The organism is Pontibacter sp. BAB1700, from assembly GCF_000277005.1.
In the GTDB taxonomy this organism is placed as follows: Bacteria; Bacteroidota; Bacteroidia; order Cytophagales; family Hymenobacteraceae; genus Pontibacter; species Pontibacter lucknowensis.
In genome coordinates, this window is the sequence record NZ_AKIS01000068.1 from 1 (window position 1) to 18,747 (window position 18,747).

Annotated in this window: 18 protein-coding genes and 3 pseudogenes; 9 read left to right on the forward strand and 12 right to left on the reverse strand. The window is 48.1% G+C overall.

The window, feature by feature from the left end:
* The 4 genes and pseudogenes from O71_RS08620 to mutY form a co-directional block, all read right to left on the reverse strand.
* Positions 1 to 286, reverse strand: a pseudogene (locus O71_RS08620) (gliding motility lipoprotein GldD); the annotation flags it as partial.
* Positions 246 to 1,499, reverse strand: a complete 1,254-nt coding sequence (gldE, locus tag O71_RS08625; RefSeq protein WP_007655561.1) for a gliding motility-associated protein GldE — start codon at positions 1,497 to 1,499, stop codon at positions 246 to 248. The gene gldE and the pseudogene O71_RS08620, both read right to left, overlap by 41 nt.
* 143 nt (positions 1,500 to 1,642) lie before the next feature.
* Positions 1,643 to 2,134, reverse strand: coding sequence for a single-stranded DNA-binding protein (locus O71_RS08630; protein WP_007655563.1), 492 nt, complete (start codon positions 2,132 to 2,134; stop codon positions 1,643 to 1,645).
* 111 nt (positions 2,135 to 2,245) lie between these two features.
* Positions 2,246 to 3,337 (reverse strand): A/G-specific adenine glycosylase, encoded by a 1,092-nt coding sequence (gene mutY / locus O71_RS08635; protein ID WP_040574047.1) that lies wholly within the window; start codon positions 3,335 to 3,337, stop codon positions 2,246 to 2,248.
* A gap of 352 nt (positions 3,338 to 3,689) precedes the next feature.
* Between mutY and O71_RS08640 the strand changes: the two genes are divergently transcribed.
* From O71_RS08640 to O71_RS08650, 3 genes and pseudogenes are all read left to right on the forward strand, one after another.
* Positions 3,690 to 3,995: an HU family DNA-binding protein gene (locus O71_RS08640; RefSeq protein WP_007655567.1), complete on the forward strand. Its 306-nt coding sequence runs from the start codon at positions 3,690 to 3,692 to the stop codon at positions 3,993 to 3,995.
* Positions 3,996 to 4,067: 72 nt separating this feature from the next.
* Entirely contained in the window at positions 4,068 to 4,928 is an 861-nt protein-coding gene (locus O71_RS08645) for a M48 family metallopeptidase (protein ID WP_007655569.1), read from the forward strand.
* 208 nt (positions 4,929 to 5,136) lie between these two features.
* A pseudogene (locus O71_RS08650) lies at positions 5,137 to 6,722 on the forward strand (ribonuclease E/G).
* A gap of 84 nt (positions 6,723 to 6,806) precedes the next feature.
* Here the strand turns inward: O71_RS08650 and O71_RS08655 are convergent.
* Entirely contained in the window at positions 6,807 to 7,484 is a 678-nt protein-coding gene (locus O71_RS08655; protein WP_007655571.1) for a porin family protein, read from the reverse strand.
* A 67-nt stretch (positions 7,485 to 7,551) separates the two neighbouring features.
* Here O71_RS08655 and gldB point away from each other — a divergent pair, with 67 nt between their 5' ends.
* From gldB to O71_RS25490, 3 genes are read left to right on the forward strand one after another with little or no spacing between them, the layout of a single operon-like run.
* Positions 7,552 to 8,547: a gliding motility lipoprotein GldB gene (gldB, locus tag O71_RS08660; RefSeq protein WP_237717777.1), complete on the forward strand. Its 996-nt coding sequence runs from the start codon at positions 7,552 to 7,554 to the stop codon at positions 8,545 to 8,547.
* Positions 8,548 to 8,576: 29 nt separating this feature from the next.
* Positions 8,577 to 9,446 (forward strand): glycosyltransferase family 4 protein, encoded by an 870-nt coding sequence (locus O71_RS08665; protein WP_007655574.1) that lies wholly within the window; start codon positions 8,577 to 8,579, stop codon positions 9,444 to 9,446.
* A complete protein-coding gene (locus tag O71_RS25490; protein WP_007655576.1) occupies positions 9,425 to 9,778 on the forward strand; it encodes a glycosyltransferase in 354 nt (117 codons plus the stop codon). The genes O71_RS08665 and O71_RS25490 overlap by 22 nt, the downstream gene beginning before the upstream one ends.
* A 3-nt stretch (positions 9,779 to 9,781) precedes the next feature.
* On the opposite strand, the gene O71_RS08675 is transcribed toward O71_RS25490, so the two are convergent.
* Complete coding sequence (locus tag O71_RS08675; protein WP_007655578.1) at positions 9,782 to 10,315, reverse strand: hypothetical protein; 534 nt, start codon at positions 10,313 to 10,315, stop codon at positions 9,782 to 9,784.
* 306 nt (positions 10,316 to 10,621) lie between these two features.
* On the opposite strand from O71_RS08675, the gene O71_RS08680 reads away from it, so the two are divergent.
* Positions 10,622 to 11,146 carry a DUF4890 domain-containing protein gene (locus O71_RS08680; protein ID WP_007655580.1) on the forward strand — a complete coding sequence of 175 codons (525 nt, stop codon included), beginning with the start codon at positions 10,622 to 10,624 and terminating at the stop codon, positions 11,144 to 11,146.
* Between the two features lie 64 nt (positions 11,147 to 11,210).
* Here O71_RS08680 and nth read toward each other — a convergent pair whose 3' ends face one another.
* The 6 genes from nth to O71_RS22615 all read right to left on the reverse strand — a co-directional run bounded on the left by nth (position 11,211) and on the right by O71_RS22615 (position 14,512).
* Entirely contained in the window at positions 11,211 to 11,897 is a 687-nt protein-coding gene (gene nth / locus O71_RS08685; protein ID WP_007655582.1) for an endonuclease III, read from the reverse strand.
* A gap of 19 nt (positions 11,898 to 11,916) precedes the next feature.
* Positions 11,917 to 12,147 carry a hypothetical protein gene (locus O71_RS08690; protein ID WP_007655589.1) on the reverse strand — a complete coding sequence of 77 codons (231 nt, stop codon included), beginning with the start codon at positions 12,145 to 12,147 and terminating at the stop codon, positions 11,917 to 11,919.
* Positions 12,122 to 12,724: an RNA polymerase sigma factor gene (locus O71_RS08695; protein ID WP_007655595.1), complete on the reverse strand. Its 603-nt coding sequence runs from the start codon at positions 12,722 to 12,724 to the stop codon at positions 12,122 to 12,124. Before O71_RS08695 ends, O71_RS08690 begins: the two co-directional genes overlap by 26 nt.
* A 520-nt stretch (positions 12,725 to 13,244) precedes the next feature.
* Positions 13,245 to 13,493, reverse strand: a complete 249-nt coding sequence (locus tag O71_RS27190) for a group III truncated hemoglobin (protein WP_007655596.1) — start codon at positions 13,491 to 13,493, stop codon at positions 13,245 to 13,247.
* A gap of 158 nt (positions 13,494 to 13,651) precedes the next feature.
* Positions 13,652 to 13,987, reverse strand: a complete 336-nt coding sequence (locus O71_RS08705; protein ID WP_007655597.1) for a hypothetical protein — start codon at positions 13,985 to 13,987, stop codon at positions 13,652 to 13,654.
* Positions 13,988 to 14,389: 402 nt separating this feature from the next.
* The gene (locus O71_RS22615; RefSeq protein ID WP_071530864.1) at positions 14,390 to 14,512 is read right to left on the reverse strand and encodes a 30S ribosomal protein THX; all 123 of its coding nucleotides are present in this window, start codon (positions 14,510 to 14,512) and stop codon (positions 14,390 to 14,392) included.
* A gap of 345 nt (positions 14,513 to 14,857) precedes the next feature.
* Here O71_RS22615 and uvrA point away from each other — a divergent pair.
* Together uvrA and tpiA are read left to right on the forward strand one after the other, a co-directional pair.
* Positions 14,858 to 17,663 (forward strand): annotated as a pseudogene (gene uvrA, locus O71_RS08710) (excinuclease ABC subunit UvrA).
* Between the two features lie 237 nt (positions 17,664 to 17,900).
* Entirely contained in the window at positions 17,901 to 18,662 is a 762-nt protein-coding gene (gene tpiA / locus O71_RS08715; protein WP_007655598.1) for a triose-phosphate isomerase, read from the forward strand.
* The last annotated feature ends 85 nt before the right edge of the window (positions 18,663 to 18,747 follow it).

The window sequence follows — 18,747 nt, forward strand, 5'->3', positions numbered from 1 at the left end:
ATTGCACGTTCGCTCCCAGACTCGGGTAAATGACATTGATCCAGTGTGGCTGCGCAATCATCGAAGAATCAGGGCGTATCTTGGCGTGCTTCGAATACTCGAAGGTATACGGATGCTCGTCCTGCAGCTGCTGGTAAGCAGCTTCTGGCAAGTCAATGCGGTTGTATCCTTTGGGTTTTGGGGTGTACTCGGCGTTACAGCCAATGATGGACAGGGCCATACCTGCCCATAGGGCCATTTGCAGTTTAGCTGACTTTATGATAGTGCTCTTTTTTGCTTGCGACATTAATCTTGATTCGTTTTACACGCTTATTGTCCGCCGACTCAACCGTAAAGTAATAGCGACCATACGACACTTCTTCGCCTACGTAAGGTATACGACCAAAAAGTGCCAGCATCAGGCCTGCCACTGTTTCGTGCTCGCTCTTTACTTCGTTAAAGGCATCGAACGGAACTTCCGTGATCTTACAAAAGTCATGCAGCGATGTTTTACCGTCAAATATAAAGGTATTTTCGTCGAGTTGTGAGTAAATGATCTCGTCCTCGTCATCAAACTCGTCATTGATCTCACCTACAATCTCTTCGATTACATCTTCCATCGTAAGCAGTCCTACTGTAGTGCCATACTCGTTCACCACGATGGCCATGTGCACGTGCTTTTCCCTAAAGTCCTGCAGTAGGTTGGATATGTGCTTGGTTTCCGGTACGTAAAAGGGCGCTCTGATCAGGTTCTGCCATTTAAAGTCAGTTCCTTTGTCAAGGTGTGGCAGCAGGTCTTTTACATAGAGTATGCCGTCGATGCTGTCGGTGCTTTCAGTATAAACCGGCACGCGCGAATAACCCCACTTGATGATCTGCGGAAGCAGTTCAGGTAGAGTAGCACTCTGCGGGAAAGCCACGATATCCATACGAGGACGCATTATCTGCTTCACCGTAATCGATCCGAAGTTTACAATGCCGCGCAAGATCTTACGCTCTTCAGGCGACGTCTCTTCGTTGGTAAGGGCCACATCCAGACTATGGTGTAATTCTTCCAGTGTTTGGCTATAAGCACGCACACGGTAGCGCTTGTCTATGAAATTGCTGATACCGGTCAGCAACCAGGCAAGCGGTCGTAGCACAGGCCGCAAAGCATCCAGTATCGGAGCCATACGCTGCGCAATAGCAGTGCCGTGCTTGCGGGCATATACCTTAGGAAGTACCTCCCCAAAGAAAACGATCAGGAACGTAACTACCAGCACACTGGCCAGCATCGTAGAAGTCGCCAGCGAAGTAGAGCCGACAAATTGCCACGCAATGTAGGCGCAGAGCGTGATGATACTAACATTGATCGCATTGTTAATGATCAGGAGCGAGGCCAGTAGTTGGCGTGGGCTCTGCAGGAGGTGGTGTACCAGTTGGAGCTTTTTTTCTTTGCTTGTTCTGGCTTTTTCAATCTCCTGAGGGGTGAGAGAGAAAAAAGCTGCCTCCGCCCCCGAAGTGAGGGCAGAGAGCAGCAATAAGATAAAACAAACCGAGATGGCTGCGATATATTCAATTCTAAGTAAAGCTGTTGCGCTTTGTAAAAGTTGCAGTAAGCTATAACTTAGGGGGTCTCCGGAATCTAAACTGTCCAAAATCAGATAGTTAGGTTAAACATAGGTTAGAACGGCAGGTCATCTGGCTCGTCGTTCTGGAAGGCAGACGCATTGCCCTTGCCTGATGCGGTAGCACTGCCCTGACCTGAGGTTTGTCCCGATGACTGTGATGAAGAGCCGCCCTGGAATCCGCCAGAGTTGCCATTGCCACCTGTCTGTGCTTCAGTACGGGACGTTAGCATGGTCATGCTATCGGCGACAATCTCGGTTCTGTACCGCTGCACACCGTCTTTGTCCTGGTAGTTGTCTGTGCGAAGCTTGCCCTCAATGTAAACTGAGTGCCCTTTGCGCACATACTTTTCGGCTACCTCGGCCAAACCGCGCCAAAGCACGATGTTGTGCCACTCGGTGCGCTCCTGGCGCTCGCCGTTTTTGTCTTTGAATGTTTCGGAAGTAGCGATCGGGAAACGCGCTACAGCTACGCCGCCTTCAAGGTGGCGAACTTCTGGGTCCTTACCAAGATTTCCGATAAGGATTACTTTGTTAACACTTGCCATGTCTTTTTTTTGTTAAATATTAAATTGATTAGGGCTACTCCGACAACCAAGCCGGAGGCAATTATGGCTACTGAACCTTTAGAATGCATTTTCACGCATAAAAGTTTCAGTTTATAAATTTAGTAAAATCTTCTCATCTTTCAAATAGCTGTCGATAAGAATTGGCTTCGGCAAAGCCTCTATTTTTTCAGATGAATAAGGTGCCAGTCGCGCCTCCTGCAAAACCTCTTTACTTAAACGAAAATCGAGCTGAATGAGATAAAACCGGGCTGTTATTTTCTGGTGACTAAGCACATGCTTATAGTCTTTGCGCGGTGGCAAAAGATGTGATTCCTGCACTGCTACACCTGCATCGTTCAGTTCTTTCAGCAGCCTGGCGGTGTCCAGGATTTTCGTGTCGCTTTCGTGCAGGTAAAAATCATACAATCCTTCCCAAATATCGCCACTCAGGCGCTTGCGCATGTAATACTGTCCTTCGTGCATAAAAACCATGTAGTGGAAAAAGCGTGGGCGGGCGGCCTTTGCCTTTGACTTGACAGGAAGCTCCTGCACCAGGCCATGTGTGAAAGCGAAGCAGGACTGCTGCAGCGGGCAGAACAGGCAATCGGGCATGACGGGGGTGCACTGGATAGCCCCGAACTCCATGATAGCTTGATTGAAGGTGTCAGGCGCATCAGCAGGTATAAGTTCGTTGGCCAGTTGCTGAAACACCTTTCGTGAAGCAGGTGCCGCAATATCGTCTGATAATCCAAACACCCGGGCCAGCACCCTGAAAACGTTGCCATCGAGCACAGCAACCTTCTCCTGAAAGGCAAAAGAGGCGATAGCGGCAGCTGTGTAGCTTCCCACGCCCTTCAGTTTCAGGAGCTCTTCATACTTGTTTGGGAACACGCCGCCATATTCCTGCACGATCTGCTTAGCTGTGTGGTGCATATTACGGGCCCTGGAGTAGTAGCCAAGTCCCTGCCAGAGGCGTAGCACTTCATCCTGAGGGGCCGCCGCCAGGTGCTGCACGGTTGGGTAGGCTTCGGCAAAGCGTTGGAAGTATGGCAGTCCCTGGGCTACGCGCGTCTGCTGCAGGATCACTTCAGAAAGCCAGATCAGGTATGGATCGGTGGTGTCGCGCCAGGGCAGGGTTCTTTTGTGGCGCTGGTACCATGTCAGCAACGTGTTTGGGAAGTATGTGCTAGGAATGTTTTTCATAATAAAAGGTCCCTTGAGCTCAGGCAGCTTGAACAGACAAATGTAAGACATTGTTCTGAGTGTGGAAGGAATGTATTGGTGTCAGTTTTTGTATCTTATTAAAATATAAGTAGATACGTGGCGTTAGGAAGAGGGCAAGCTGGCATGGGTATTGCAAGAGAACCGTCAGCCAAAAGGTGTGGAGAAGGTATATGAACGGCAAGGTTAAATCTGTAATAATTTAGTGCTAAAGCTTTTACTTGTCGAAAAGTAGGTATACCTTGRTGCCCCGAAAAATGGGGAACGACAGCGCTGTTGTTTCTCCTGATAAAGAGAAAGTTAACTTATTACTAATTTATAAAAATCTAAGAAAGTGACTAAAGCAGAAGTAATATCAGAAATTGCTGATAAAACAGGGATTGATAAGGCTGATGTGCAATCTACCATTGAGGCATTTTTCAAAGTGGTGAAAGACTCTATGGCCGATGGCAACAACATCTACGTGAGAGGTTTTGGAAGCTTTGTAAACAAGAAGCGCGCTAAGAAAGTGGCTCGTAACATTTCGAAGAACACTTCCATCATTATTGATGAGCACTTTATTCCAAGCTTCAAGCCATCTAAGACCTTTATTGCTAAGATTAAGAACAGCAAAAAGATCAAAGAACTGGCTCATTCTTAATTCTTTCGTATATTTGCCGGTTGCCTGTTTGGTTATCCTTTAAAAAACAGTCACTTACAAAAACAGAAACACATGTCACGCGCTCAAATATTTATTCTTGTAGCAGCAATTGCTTTGGCAGGGGCTATGTTCTTTCTGCCTAAAGTGGTTGTGACGAAGGATGACAGTACAGTAGCTGCTGAGCAGACTGCAACCATACCTGAAGGACACTCTGAGGATGATGGCCACGACCATGGACCTGCGCCAGCCGCTGCGGCTGATGGGATGCACTCGATGGCTACGCCAGAGCAAATGATGGAACTGGCTACAGTACGTGCCCGCTATAACAAAGCATCTGATGCCAAAACACGCGGCTTGTTAGCCAATGAACTGGCAGCTGCTTATGCTGCAGCAAGTAAATTTGACAGTGCAGGTTACTATTACGAGTTGGCCGCTGAAGCCCGTCCGGGTGAAAAGACCTACCGTAAAGCAGGTGACCAGTACTTTGAAGCCTTTACTTATGCAGCCACACAGCAGCGTGCGAGCGAAATGGGCGGCAAGGCACGTAAAATGTATGAGCAGGTGCTAAAGAACAATCCTTCGGACATGGACGCGAAAACAAACGTGGCCATGACTTATATCGCCAGCGAAAATCCTATGCAGGGTATAACGCTGTTGCGTGAGGTGATTTCGGCAGATCCGAAAAACCAGAAGGCGCTGTTTAACTTAGGTATACTGTCAGTGCAGTCAGGGCAGTGGGACAAAGCCGTGGAGCGTTTCCAGGAGTTGACAACCGTTAACCCGGATCACGTAGAAGGCACTTTCTACCTGGCTGTGTCGCTGGCCGAAACCGGTAAGAAAGAAGAAGCCATCAGGACTTTCAACAAAGTGAAGACGATGAGCAGCGACCCTGCACTGACAGCTTCAGTTGACGAGTACCTGGCAAAAATGTAATAAAAGAAATAATCATTTAATAAAAATTTCAAGACTATGCCTTGCGGAAAGAAAAGAAAAAGACATAAGATTGCTACTCACAAGAGAAAGAAGCGTCTAAGAAAAAACAGACATAAGAAGAAATAATTTCTTCTGCGTTTATTGAGGCCCACATTGCTTCTGCAATTGTGGGCTTTGGTCTATACATCCAACTAATCTTTGAGAGAAATTGAGTAACGAGCTTATTATCAATTCTACTCAGGATGGAGAGCGCATCGCCTTATTACAGGATAAGAGACTTGTAGAGTTTCACCACGAGAAAAAGGACACCAACTACATTGTAGGGGATATCTTTCTAGGGACTGTAAAAAAGGTAATGCCAGGCCTAAACGCCGCTTTTATTGATATTGGCTACCACAAAGATGCATTTCTGCATTACCATGATCTGGGAGCCAATATCAAAACCCTGAACAAGTATGTGAAAGCGGCACAGACACAGAAGAACGCTTCTGCAAAGCTTAACCAGCTTAAATTTGAGCCAGAAATTGACAAACTCGGCAAGATCGCTGATGTTCTTAAAAAAGGACAGCAGGTATTGGTGCAGATTGTCAAAGAACCGATTTCAACCAAAGGACCGCGCCTTTCATGTGAGCTATCGCTCGCCGGTCGATACCTGGTGCTCGTACCGTTTTCAAACACGGTAAGCGTATCCAAGAAGATTGTTAGCAAGGAAGAACGCACACGCCTTAAGCGCCTGATCAACTCGATCAAGCCTGAGAACTTTGGCGTGATCATCCGGACAGTGGCAGAAGGCCGTGAGGTGGCAGAACTCGACAGAGACCTGCGCAACATGGTGGAGAGCTGGGAAGAAGGCTTTAAATCGCTGAAGATTGCCAAGCCCAATGACAAGATCATTGGGGAATTGGGACGTTCTTCGTCCATACTGAGAGACTTAATGAACGAGAGCTTTGACAACATAGTAGTCGACGACGAGTCGCTCTATGACGAGATCAAAGCATACATCGGTAGCATTGCGCCAGATAAAGTAAAAATTCTGAAGCATTACACCGGTAAGACAAAAACCTCGAACACTTTAACATTGAGCGGCAACTAAAGGCTGCATTCGGTAAAACAGTGACCATACCAGGCGGCGGATACCTGGTGATAGAGCACACCGAAGCCCTGCACGTAGTCGATGTGAACAGTGGGAATAAATCTAATACCGAAACCGATCAGGAGGCTACCGCGCTGAATGTGAATATGATGGCTGCCAGAGAAGTGGCCCGTCAGCTGCGACTCCGGGATATAGGTGGTATCATTGTAATTGACTTCATTGACATGAAGTCGCCCGAAAACCGCCAGAAAGTATACGAGGTAGTCAAAGAGGAGCTGAAGAGAGACCGATCCAAGTCGACAGTTCTGCCTATCTCTAAGTTTGGCCTGATGCAGATCACGCGACAGCGTGTAAGGCCAGAGCAGAATATCGTGACCGGCGAGGTATGCCCTACCTGTAACGGCACCGGTAAAATAACTGCCAGCATTCTGATTACTGATGAAATAGACGTAGCGGTAGACGACCTGCTCACGCGACACAACCATAGAAGTCTGACACTGTACGTGCATCCTTTCCTGTATGCTTACTATACAAAAGGATGGTTCTCCAAGCAGATCAAGTGGTTCTTCCACTACTTCAAGTGGGTGAAATTTGTAAAAGACACTTCGCTCGGCATTACTGACTTTAAGGTAATGGATGACAAAGGCGAAGAAATAGAGCTGCGCACCGCCCTGACGGAGGTGAACGGGACGCAGGAATAAGAAAATTTTAATCAGATTCAACGGCAACAAAAAGGCCGCTCTGTTTATTCAGAGCGGCCTTTTTGATTTGTGTTCAAGTTATACTTAGAACTTGATGCCCACATCAAGGGATACTCCGTTGTTCTTGATCGCAATATTTTTGTCACCTAGTCGGTCACTATAGAAATTGTCAATATTACTCAGACCACGCAGGTAAGTAACACCGCCGAATAGTTTAGTGCTCTGACCGAGTTGCAATTCGGCGCCAGTTCCCAACAGGGCGCTGGTTTCAAAGATATTGAAGCGCTTCGCTGTCTTCTCACCATTGATCACTTTTTGGTTGTTTACCTGGGCTGACACCTTGGTTCCAAGAGCACCACCTACCTGGAAGTACAGGATCACATCCGGAGCTACCTCATTAGTGAACAGCTTAAGCGTGAGCGGTATTTCCAGATACTGCACAGTCAGGTCATCCTCTACTGGCACTGTCGTTGGCTGGCCGTTCGGATCCTGTGAAGTAAAATCATACTTGATTTTAGAGCCTTTGCTGCGGAACATCAAACCAGAGCTGAAGGCATAGTTATTGGAGAAAAAATAATCACCAACCACACCTACACCAATACGCAGTGTATTGCTGCTTTTTTCAAAACCGTGTCTGTCCTCAGCTATAAAGCGATTGCCTGAAATGGTAGGGGAGAACTGAATGCCGATTTCCATTTGGGCCATGGCAGTGGATGTAAAGCCCAAAAAGAGCAGCAGTAATGCGAGTTTTTTGAATTGCATGTTAATTTGTCGCGTTAATTTATTCTAATACGGGATAACCCTGTATTTTTGTATTAAATATTCGGCAATGTATCACAGATTATTATTACTCGCAACCATCCTATTGCTTTTTAGCTGTAAGAAGAAGGGGGGCTGCGACATACCTGAAGAAATTGAGCGTATACCTGTAACGGTAGAGATCGAACGACTGGAAAAGCCCTTTTTTGCGGCAAGCTCAAAGCAGGACATCGCTACTTTCCTTGATAGCAATCCCGTCTTTGCGGAACGTTTCATCCAACGCCGGAACTACCCTTCGGACTCGGCAGTAATTAATGCGCTTTATGCGTTGGCCACTAACCCTGAGCTCCAGAAGCTGGTGCAGGAGGCGGACCAGACTTTCGGTGACATGGCTACAGAAAAGCAGCAGCTCGAAACTGCTTTCAAGCATATCAAATATTACTATCCTGAGTTTAGGGAGCCGCAGGTCAAAACTTTCGTTTCTGGTCTCAACCAGGACCTGATGGTATCAGATAGCCTGCTGGTTTTCGGTATTGACTTTTTTATTGGCAAAGATGCCAGCTACCGACCTGATACCTACGATTACATCCTGAAACGCTACGAGCGCCCGAACATGGTACCGGCTGCCATGCTGCTGTTGTCCAACCGGTTCAACAAGACCAGCTTCCTGGAACGAAGCCTTCTCGCCGAAATGGTGAATACAGGCAAAGCTTACTATTTTGTGAAATCCATCATGCCTTGCACGCCTGACTCTACCATCATCGGGTATAGCGGACAGCAACTGGCCGATGTGCGCCACAACGAAGGCCGCATCTGGGCACATTTCGTCGAGCAAAAACTGCTCTATGAGAAAAGCCCATTCGTAGTAAACAAGTACATCGGCGAGCGACCTAATACGCCCGAAATCGACCCAACCTCCCCTGGTCGCCTGGGTACCTGGGTAGGCTGGCAGATTGTGCGCAGGTATATGGAGCGCAATCCGAAGGTCACGTTGCAGGAACTGATGGCTGACGACGATCACCAGAAAATTTTCAACGAATCGAAATACAAGCCTGAGAAGCGATAGTTCTATACCTCGCCTCTATACCTGCGCGCATGCACATAGCTATTTTTAATCAGCATCATCACAACCCTGACTGCCCTTCTACCTGCAGGCACTACACCTTTCTGGAGTACCTGGCCAAACGACATAAGGTGAGTCTGGTAACGAGCAGCGCCTGGAAGCAGCTTCGCATTACAGACAGGTATAAGTGGGTGCCGGATGGAGTGGACCTTTACGAACAGGAGGTGCCCTACAGCAACAAAATGGGCGTGCGCAGGCGACTTGTTTCTTACGGCGGCTTTGCAGCCTACAGCCTGGCCAAAGGTCTTTCTATACCTAAGCCTGATGTGGTCTGGGGAGTGTCAACACCGCTTTCTACGCCTTGGATGGCAGCCCGTGTCGCAAAGATGCGTGGCATTCCGTGGGTGTTTGAGGTGCAGGACCTGTGGCCTAGCTTCCCGATTGAAATGGGAGCAGTCAAGAAGGAGTGGCTAAAACGACGCCTTTTCAGGCTTGAGAAGAATCTCTACCAGAATGCCAGCCATATCATCACACTTTCTCCGGATATGGAAGAATATGTGGTTAGGCAAGGTATAGCGCGGGATAAGGTAAGCACTATCCTGAATGGCACTGACTTGGAAATGGCCGACGCTGCGACTCCTGAGAGAGTGGCAGCACTGCGAAAGCAATATCAGCTGCAAGGCAAGCAAGTCGTACTCTATGCCGGTACGTTTGGTCGCGCCAATGATATACCTACCATTATGCAGGCAGCTGAAGCAATGGCTAACCAACAGGACATTGTATTTGTGCTGGCAGGAGGAGGCTACTATGACAACGAACTGCGGAAGCTGTCGTTGCGCCTGCCTAACCTGGTGCTAATGCCGCCACAGCCGCGCCTGATGTGTTCACCCTATTCAAATTAGCAGATCTGGCACTCATTACCTTCAACGATTTGCCTGTGCTCGCCTCTAATTCTCCGGCCAAGCTTTATGATAGCCTGGCTTGCGGTGTTCCCGTGCTTGTGACTAATCCCGGTTGGACAAAGACATTCGTGGAGCAACATAACTGTGGCTGGTACAGTCCTGCAAGTCAGTCTGAACTGTTGGCTAAGAAGATAAAAGAGATCATGGCTGATCGTGAAAAGCGGCGACAGGCCGGGGCCAATGGGCAATCCATAGCCCGGCAACTGTTCGACCGCCAGCAACTTGCCGCCCAGGTAGAGCAGATTTTGTTGCAGGTGACAGGCAAGGTATAGGCTTTAGTCTTTGATGCTCGCCGACAGGTGTCTGAAGTCTTCTTTAAGCTGTGGCGCGTTTGCGGCCAATGTCCAGCAAATCACTTTGTAGAAATGTGTTTTTGTTTCTACAGCTGTGATGAGCATAAAGAAGTCGCCATCTTCATCAGTCCACTTCAGTTCGCTTTGCGCAACATGGTTTCCATTTGATTCAAAAACCTTGGCCTTGCTCAGTTTGCGTCTCTTCTCCTCCTTTTTGTAGTCGGCCGCAAAGCTATCCAGAAAATCAGCCGCATTTTCGAACCTCATGCCCTTCAGTTCAAGCTCTTCTTTCGAGTCCTCTATCACAATTGTATAAGCCTCTTTATTTTTATTGAAATACTGCAGACTGGCAACATCGTTCAGCTCATAAGTTTTGACCATGTAGCTGGGTATTTCCATTGAGTAGGAGTGACCTCCTTTGCGCTCAGCAAACTGTGTTTGAGCATGCGCGGCAGAGTAACTGCCCAGGAGGAGCAGGAAGAAGGCTAATAGTTTAGCAGGAGTAAAAGTTTGCATAAGCTTATAAAAGTATAATGATGAATAGCTAAATATAGGAAGTTGCATTTATTTTGGTGCTATTATTTTTCTGGTTCAATAACTCAAAGAAAGGTGTAAAAACTACTCAGGTGTTGCCAGGGTGTTAAAGTCTATGGTCTTTTTGTTTCGTTTATGGCTTTGCAACACTGATACTTGTGGCGGGGCGTGAGGAGAGAGCGGGTTTTTGGCACAGCCTTTGATTATGGAGGTATAGCAGAGCATATTTTCAGGCCTGGGCTTTGCTACTAATCGAACTTACCATAAAAAAATGAAGGAGAAATAAAGATGAAGAAGATAATAGCAGCCCTTTTGCTAGGCATGTTAGTTGCAGGTGGTAGCGCTTTTGCTCAGACCTCAACCAAACCGCAAGACCAAAAGCCGCGCAGTGAAATGCGTGCAGCCATGAAGGACAGAGCCCAGAAAAGCCCTGAAGAGATGGCCCAGATAAAAACTGATAGAATGGCTCAGAGGTTAGAGTTGAACGAAGTTCAGAAAAGCCAATTACAGGCACTGAACATGCGACAGGCACAGGAAATGAAAGCTATGCGCGAGAGCCATAAAGCAACCGGAGAAAAGTCAACTGAGCAGAGAGCGCAGATGCAGGAAGCTAGAAAAGCAAACCACGATCAGTGGCAGGCTGAGCTGAAAAGCATCCTGACTGCAGAGCAATATGCTAAGTATGAAGCCGATCGTGAGCAGATGAAGCAGAAGCGTGCTGATGGCAGAAAAGGCCAGAAATCAGGTGAACACAAGAAATCTGGCGAGCATAAGAAAAGAGGCGAGTACAAGAAGCAACAGCAGGGAAAGTAATCCCTTTTAAGAACCCATAGTTAAAGCGCGGGTGGACCATAAAGTGTCTGCCCGCGCTTTTTTATTAGGCTATACCTCCGACTTTGTTTTCAGGATCGTCAGGTATGTTAGGATAATGCTTCTGGAAGAAGGCGCAGAAATGCGTGAGCGGGCATTCCTCACACTTGGGCCTACGGGCGATGCAGATGTAACGTCCATGTAATATGAGCCAGTGGTGCGCCTTCGCAATGAGTTCCTGCGGCAGGTTAGCTACAAGCTCTTTCTCTACCTCGAGGGGAGTTTTGGCTGTCTTCGAAACCAGGCCGAGGCGCTTGCTCACCCGAAACACATGCGTATCCACGGCCATGGCCGGCTGGTTCCAGATCACCGAGACGATCACATTGGCGGTTTTGCGACCCACACCCGGCAGCTTCACCAGCTCCTCCACCGTGCTGGGCACCTCTGAGTTGAACTGCTCCACCAGCATTCTTCCCAAGCCAGCTAAATGCTTCGCTTTGTTGTTGGGGTAGGAGATGCTCCTGATGATTGGGAAAATTTCCTCCGGAGTCGCTGCAGCCAGATGTTCGGGTGTAGGGAATGACTCGAACAGGGCAGGCGTTACCATGTTTACCCGTTTGTCGGTACACTGGGCGCTGAGTACAACGGCCAGTATCAGTTCATAAGGATTGGAGTAGGCCAGCTCAGTTTCCGGGTCCGGAAAGTTCTGGGTAAAGTGCTCGATCAGCAGCTTATAGCGTTCACGTTTGCGCATAAAAAAAGTTTGCAGTCGGTTAAGACTGCAAACTTAAGCTTTTTGAGTAATTTAAAATGTTGTCGATAGACTGCTGGCTAGGGCTTTTGGCCGCGCCGTCAAGCAGTCGCTGGAGGAGCATGAGATCAGAGCAGCTGTCAGCCAGCTCGTTGTCGTGCATCAATGCTGTTTCCAGTTGCTCGAGGGCAGGGTCTGCCAACTCATTGTATACGTACTGGATCAGCTCATTCTGAGTAGAGGTTTTTATCATAAGCAATCGTGCTGTTTAGCATCTTTTTTCTTAGGTTGATCAATGCGTAGCGCATACGACCTAAAGCTGTATTGATGCTCACACCGGTTGCTTCGGCTATCTCCTGGAAACTCATATCGGCATAATGACGCATCATGAGTACTTCCCGCTGCGCCTGTGGCAGCGTTTGGATCAGCTCGCGCAGTCTGGCATGGGTGTCCTCCTTGATCTGCTGTGACTCAGCGGAGTCTTCAGCAAAAGACAAGGCATTGAACACATTACTACCGTCCTCCAGCGTGATCATCGGGCTTCGTTTCTCTTTACGGAAAAAGTCGATTGCCAGGTTGTGGGCAATACGGCATATCCAGGACGAGAACTTGCCTTCTTCGTTATACCTGCCGCCCTTCATGGTATGGATAGCCTTGATAAAAGCGTCCTGCATGAGGTCCTCAGCGGTATACGTGTCCTTAACAATCAGTAAGATCGTAGTGAATACTTTGTTCTTGTGTCTGTTTACTAGCTGTTCAAACGCATTTTCGTTACCTGCGATGTAGAGCGAGACTAAAGCAGAGTCGCTCAGCTGGGTAGTTGTATTCATCGTAAAGCTACATTAGTTTAACGTAGAGCTTTATACCATATTGTTGCGTTAGGCTGTTAGAACAAATATTTTTTTGAAGTGTAAATCAAATATAGGGAATGCATTTTGACTGTGCAACTATAGCCGGGTGCCTTAATAAAAAATATTAAAGAAGCTATATGCCAGTTAAGAATTACTGTTCCCTAATATACGGCAAGATAATATAAACGTATATGCTTTGAGTTAAATTTATTTTTTAACATATAGTGCAGCTATATATAATATTGATAAGGAGATAATTAAGAGGTGCCTACTGAGCTGGTCAGTAGGGCAAAAAGCAAAGCGGCAGCTTTACCGATATAACCGGTAAAGCTGCCGCTTTGCTTTTTGTTGGGACTACCTTATAGGGTTACTTCCTTGCCTATAATGCCGATCAGACCCATTTTCATTTGAAATACCTGCGCAATGCTGGTGGCTTTTTGCTTTAATTCCTTTGTTTTATCTCCTTCAAACAATTCATCTGCAGTTTCAGTAAACAGTACTATCCAGCGAGCGAAATGCTGTCTGTCCACTGGTAGGCGCATGTGCTTGGGGAAAGGCTGCCCTTTATAAGCATGGTGCCAAACAGTACCGAACTCCAGAAGCTGTACATTATGGGGAGATGGTGCTCCCAGTTTACTTTCGCAAAGCCATTGAATACAGGTCCCAACAGGTCATCCTCGTTTACTTTGGCGTAAAACGAGTCAACCAGCAGTTTTATATCCTGTTCATCTCTTATATCTTCCTTCATTTGCTGCAAATCGAAACCTTATAGGGTTACAAAAATACCAGCACAGGAGCGCGATAAAAATGACATTCGTCACTATATGACTACAATGGACATAAAAAATCCTTCGCAAGAGTTGAAATCTGTACGAAGGATAAGTTTGTAAATGTAACTGATGCTGCCTATTCGCGGTTATAGCGTTTCAGGCGGTTCAGGATCAGGAGCAGGCGGCGGTTAATGTCGCGCTCCTCTACAGGTTTGCACTGTGCCGTGATATCAGCAGGACGCTTGAGTTTAGCTTCCACTGCTTTCAGATGCTCGAGGTAGCACTCAATGGTCGTACAGGAGATATTCTGAAACTGAAGGCCTTCTCCGTCAGCTACTTTGCTGTTCAGGTTAATTGCTTTTGCGATCTCGGTGTTAATCAGTTTAGTTACGTCAGTGCTTGAAGTAATTTCCTGCTGGTACACCTTCTTCTCGATGTTCTCCAATAAATTGCGGATGTCCAGTTGTTCCATGGTGTTGATATTTTTAAATTTTTTAAAATCAATAGAGTCGGCAGTTCCTCTGCTCAGGATACGGTCCTGAATTGGCTGCGTTAACCCACAAAAGGATTGTTAATAAAAGAATAATATGGCGCTTTCAGCACCGGAAGCATGCGTAGGCATAGGTTGGCGATAGCTGGCATGCAGGAGTCGGCTGCTTGCTGAGGGGGTGGCCGCTCCCTAAAAAATTATACTTCTATATCGGAGCGAGTGTTACAGTAAAAAGCCTAAAAAATAAAATATTTAATTATTTAGGATCATCACTCTGAAAAGGCATGCAAGCCGGGGGCAGGAAGCATAAAAAGCATGGCTATACCTGTTGCCTTTGCGACGAACAAAATATAGCCATGCTTTAAATGTCGTGTAGCCTAAGCCTTAGCTGGCAGCGGCCTCTTTCTTCTCTTCGGCTTTCCTTTTGGTTGCCTGTCTTGGACGGCTGTTGCCGTAAGTGCCCTTCACAATTTTACCTTTCTTCGTTTTTTTATCTCCTTTTCCCATGATGTATTGGTTTTAATGGTTGTAGATAGCAACCCATACATACGGAAGCAGAGAGCTGTAGTTCAGGCATTTTTCAATGTTGAGTCATCTTCAGGAGTTGCCGCTATAGGCTGTGCAGCGCAAGTAGAAATCAGCCAGGTGCTATACCTGTAAATAGTCATAGAAAGCTAAACCTTTTTAAAGCTGCAGGTGTTTCAAAAGGATGCCGTGTTGCATGCTATGGCGAAATGCCAGGTATAACGCCAAAGGCTAAAAAGCCTTCTGAATGCGACAGGGTATTTGTATCTTTACATCGTATAAAACTCAGTTCGTCATGCGTGGGCTTTCTTGCCTGCGCTATACTCTATGGCAAACACATCCGAAAATAACCTCGACACACTCGACCCGCGCCAGCACATTATCATCAAAGGCGCCCGTGTGCATAATCTCAAAAATCTCAGTGTGGCCCTGCCGCGCAACAAATTCATTGTAGTGACCGGCCTTTCCGGCTCTGGTAAGTCTTCGCTGGCTTTTGACACCTTGTATGCCGAAGGGCAGCGCATGTATGTGGAAAGCCTGAGCTCCTATGCCCGCCAGTTCCTGGGCCGTATGGATAAGCCTGACGTGGACTACATCAAAGGCATCAGCCCGGCCATTGCTATCGAGCAGAAGGTGAGCATTAAGAACAACCGCTCTACCGTGGGTACCAGCACCGAAATCTACGATTACCTGAAGCTGCTCTACGCCCGCATAGGCAAAACCTACTCACCTATGTCGGGTGAGGTAGTGCAGAAGGACAGCGTGGCAGATGTGGTAGACTTTATCTTCTCGCTGGAGGACGAAGCCCGTGTCATGATTCTGGCACCGCTGCAACTTCATAAAGAGCGCACACTGGCCAAAGAGCTGGACCTGCTGCTGCAGAAGGGTTATTCGCGTATCTACGCCGATGGTCAGGTATACTTTATCGAAGAGCTACTGGAAGAGAAGAAGCCTAAGCTGGGTAAGGAGATTTACATCCTGGTAGACCGTGCCGTCATTTATAAGTCAGATGAAGACCTGCAGTTTAGAATCGCCGACTCCGTGCAAACCGCTTTCTTTGAAGGGCACGGGGAGTGTCGCGTGAAGTTTGGTGATGGCGAGGAGCGCGTGTTCTCTGATCGCTTCGAGCTGGACGGGATGGTGTTCGAGGAGCCTTCTGTCAATTTCTTCAGTTTCAATAACCCTTATGGTGCCTGCCAGACCTGCGAAGGATTCGGCAGCGTACTAGGTATAGACCCCGATCTGGTTATACCTGACAAGAGCCTGACAGTATACGAAGGGGCCATTGCCCCCTGGCGTTCTGAAAAAATGAACGAATGGCTGCAGCCGCTCGTGAAGAACGGTATCCGCTTTGACTTCCCGATCCACCGTCCTTTCAACGAACTCTCTGAGAAAGAACAGGAGCTGCTGTGGACGGGCAATAAATATTTCGAAGGGCTTAACGACTTCTTCAAGCATTTGCAATCGCAGACGCACAAGATACAGTACCGCGTGATGCTGTCGCGCTACCGTGGCCGCACCACCTGTCCTGACTGCAAAGCTCCCGACTGCGCAAGGACGCCAGTTATGTGAAGATCAACGATAAGAGCATCACCGATCTGGTGCTGATGCCGATCACACAGGCATTGTCATTTTTTGAGCAAATACAACTGACTGAGCACGAGCGCAACATAGCAGAGCGGCTCGTAACGGAAGTGGCCAACCGACTGGGCTACCTGGTGCGGGTAGGCTTAGGCTACCTGACGCTCAACCGACTTTCCAATACCCTTTCGGGTGGGGAGAGCCAGCGCATCAACCTGGCGACTTCGCTGGGAAGTGCACTTGTGGGCTCCATGTATATCCTGGATGAACCGAGTATTGGCCTGCACCCTAAAGACTCCGAACAGCTGATTGGTGTGCTGCGCTCTTTGCAGAAGCTGGGTAATACGGTGATTGTGGTGGAGCACGAAGAAGAGATGATGCGTGCTGCTGACCAACTGATTGACATTGGTCCGGAGGCTGGCTCTGGTGGTGGTAACCTGATGTTCCAGGGTACACTGGATGAAATGACCCGCACCGCCGATACCTATACCGCCAAATACCTGAGTGGGGAGATGGAGGTGTCGGTACCAGCGAAGCGACGCAAGTGGCGCAACGCCATTGAGATACAGGGTGCCCGCGAGAACAACCTCAAGAACCTGAGCGTGAAGGTGCCGCTGGGTGTAATGACCGTGGTGACAGGTGTGAGTGGTTCTGGCAAATCTACCCTGATCAAGAAAATACTGGCTCCGGCCATGATGAAGCTGCACGGCAACACAGCTGAGGCTACTGGTAAGTTTGATAAGCTGGCGGGGGATTACAACAAGATCCGGCACGTCGAGTTTGTGGACCAGAACCCGATCGGCAAGTCGTCGCGCTCCAATCCGGTGACTTATGTGAAAGCTTATGATGCGATCCGCTCTCTTTACGCTGACCAGCCACTGGCGAAATCACGTGGGTTTAAGCCGTCGCATTTCTCTTTCAACATCGAGGGTGGCCGCTGTGAGGTGTGCCAGGGCGAGGGCAGGTAAAGATTGAGATGCAGTTTATGGCGGACATCTACCTGACCTGCGAAAGTTGCAACGGGCAGCGCTTCAAGCAGGATGTGCTCGATGTGAAGTACAAGGAGAAGAGCATTTCGGAGGTGCTGGATATGACCATTGCTGACAGCATCGACTTTTTTGCCGATCAGTCAAAGATCGTTGAGAAGCTGAAGCCACTGAACGATGTAGGCTTAGGCTATATCCGGTTGGGGCAGTCGAGCAATACTTTGTCAGGTGGTGAGGCGCAGCGCGTGAAGCTGGCATCCTTCCTGACCAAGGGTGTGCAGGCACATCAGGAGGATATCCTGTTCATCTTTGATGAGCCAAGCACTGGTCTGCACTTCCATGACATCAACAAATTGTTGCAGTCCATCAATGCGCTGATCGAGAACGGGAATACCGTTGTCATCATCGAGCATAACATGGACATCATCAAATCAGCTGACTGGATTATTGACCTGGGGCCGGAAGGAGGTACCAATGGCGGGCACCTGCTCTTTGAAGGAACTCCGGAGGATATGGCCAAGCTGGAAGATAACCATACTGCCAGATTTCTGAAAGAGAGACTGTAGTCCTGCCACTTAAGGTATAGCAAATGCCGAAGTAACGTCTGTTGCTTCGGCATTTTTGTTTGCAGGCATTATATCGGGTGTGGCAGGTATAGCAATAGTCTTTTCTCAAAGTAACTTCGCTCGCTATACCTGGCTCACGTAAAAATGCGAGCGACAGGTATAGCAAATTTTCCTAACTTGCCGTAAAGCAGCGAAGACTGTTCCAATAAGTTATACCATCATCAACAACTATAAAACATGAGAAAACAAATTGTTGCAGGAAACTGGAAAATGAACAAGACCTACGAGGAGGCGCTTTCGCTGGTATCAGAGATCGATAACATGGTGAAAGACGAGGTAAACGGCGATGTGACCGTGATCGTGGCGCCGCCTTTCCCGTTCCTGCAGAGTGTGGGCAAGCTGACGCAGGGTAATGACCTGATGCACCTGGCTGCGCAAAACGTGAGCGAGCACGACAGCGGCGCATATACCGGTGAGGTATCGGCAGCCATGCTCAAGTCGGTAGGGGTGCAGTACGTGATCATTGGCCACAGTGAGCGCCGCATGTATCATCACGAAGACGCCCAGGCACTTTACAAAAAACTAAAAGTGGCCATCGCTCAAGGTATAACACCAATCTTCTGCTGCGGTGAGCCACTGGAGGAGCGCGACGCCGACCGCCACTTCGACTATGTGGGTAAGCAGCTACACGATAGCCTTTCTTACCTGAGCAACGAGGAGTTTGATAAAGTGGTAATTGCTTACGAGCCGATCTGGGCTATTGGTACCGGTCGTACGGCCAGCAGCCAGCAGGCGCAGGAAATGCATGCTTACATCCGTGAGCAACTTTCGCGCATGTTCGATGCGGAGGCGGCTTTCAATTGCTCTATCCTGTACGGGGGCAGCTGCAATCCGGGTAATGCCAAAGAACTGTTTTCCCAGCCAGATGTGGACGGCGGCCTGATCGGGGGCGCATCACTTAAGTCAAGAGACTTTACTGATATCATCAGATCGTTCTAATTAATCAGATAACACAGGAAAAAAGGCTGCCCGCTATATAGTTGGCAGCCTTTTTTATTGCAGATATAGTTATATTTGGCTAAAT

Bases quoted from the DNA above. Each gene is read 5' to 3' on its own strand.
- O71_RS08630 (WP_007655563.1), bottom strand. From the start codon at position 2,134: ATGGCAAGTGTTAACAAAGTAATCCTTATCGGAAATCTTGGTAAGGAC.
- mutY (WP_040574047.1), bottom strand. From the start codon at position 3,337: ATGAAAAACATTCCTAGCACATACTTCCCAAACACGTTGCTGACATGG.
- O71_RS08645 (WP_007655569.1), top strand. From the start codon at position 4,068: ATGTCACGCGCTCAAATATTTATTCTTGTAGCAGCAATTGCTTTGGCA.
- O71_RS08655 (WP_007655571.1), bottom strand. From the start codon at position 7,484: ATGCAATTCAAAAAACTCGCATTACTGCTGCTCTTTTTGGGCTTTACA.
- gldB (WP_237717777.1), top strand. From the start codon at position 7,552: ATGTATCACAGATTATTATTACTCGCAACCATCCTATTGCTTTTTAGC.
- O71_RS08665 (WP_007655574.1), top strand. From the start codon at position 8,577: ATGCACATAGCTATTTTTAATCAGCATCATCACAACCCTGACTGCCCT.
- O71_RS08675 (WP_007655578.1), bottom strand. From the start codon at position 10,315: ATGCAAACTTTTACTCCTGCTAAACTATTAGCCTTCTTCCTGCTCCTC.
- O71_RS08680 (WP_007655580.1), top strand. From the start codon at position 10,622: ATGAAGAAGATAATAGCAGCCCTTTTGCTAGGCATGTTAGTTGCAGGT.
- nth (WP_007655582.1), bottom strand. From the start codon at position 11,897: ATGCGCAAACGTGAACGCTATAAGCTGCTGATCGAGCACTTTACCCAG.
- O71_RS08690 (WP_007655589.1), bottom strand. From the start codon at position 12,147: ATGATAAAAACCTCTACTCAGAATGAGCTGATCCAGTACGTATACAAT.
- O71_RS08695 (WP_007655595.1), bottom strand. From the start codon at position 12,724: ATGAATACAACTACCCAGCTGAGCGACTCTGCTTTAGTCTCGCTCTAC.
- O71_RS27190 (WP_007655596.1), bottom strand. From the start codon at position 13,493: ATGAAGGAAGATATAAGAGATGAACAGGATATAAAACTGCTGGTTGAC.
- O71_RS08705 (WP_007655597.1), bottom strand. From the start codon at position 13,987: ATGGAACAACTGGACATCCGCAATTTATTGGAGAACATCGAGAAGAAG.
- O71_RS22615 (WP_071530864.1), bottom strand. From the start codon at position 14,512: ATGGGAAAAGGAGATAAAAAAACGAAGAAAGGTAAAATTGTGAAGGGC.
- tpiA (WP_007655598.1), top strand. From the start codon at position 17,901: ATGAGAAAACAAATTGTTGCAGGAAACTGGAAAATGAACAAGACCTAC.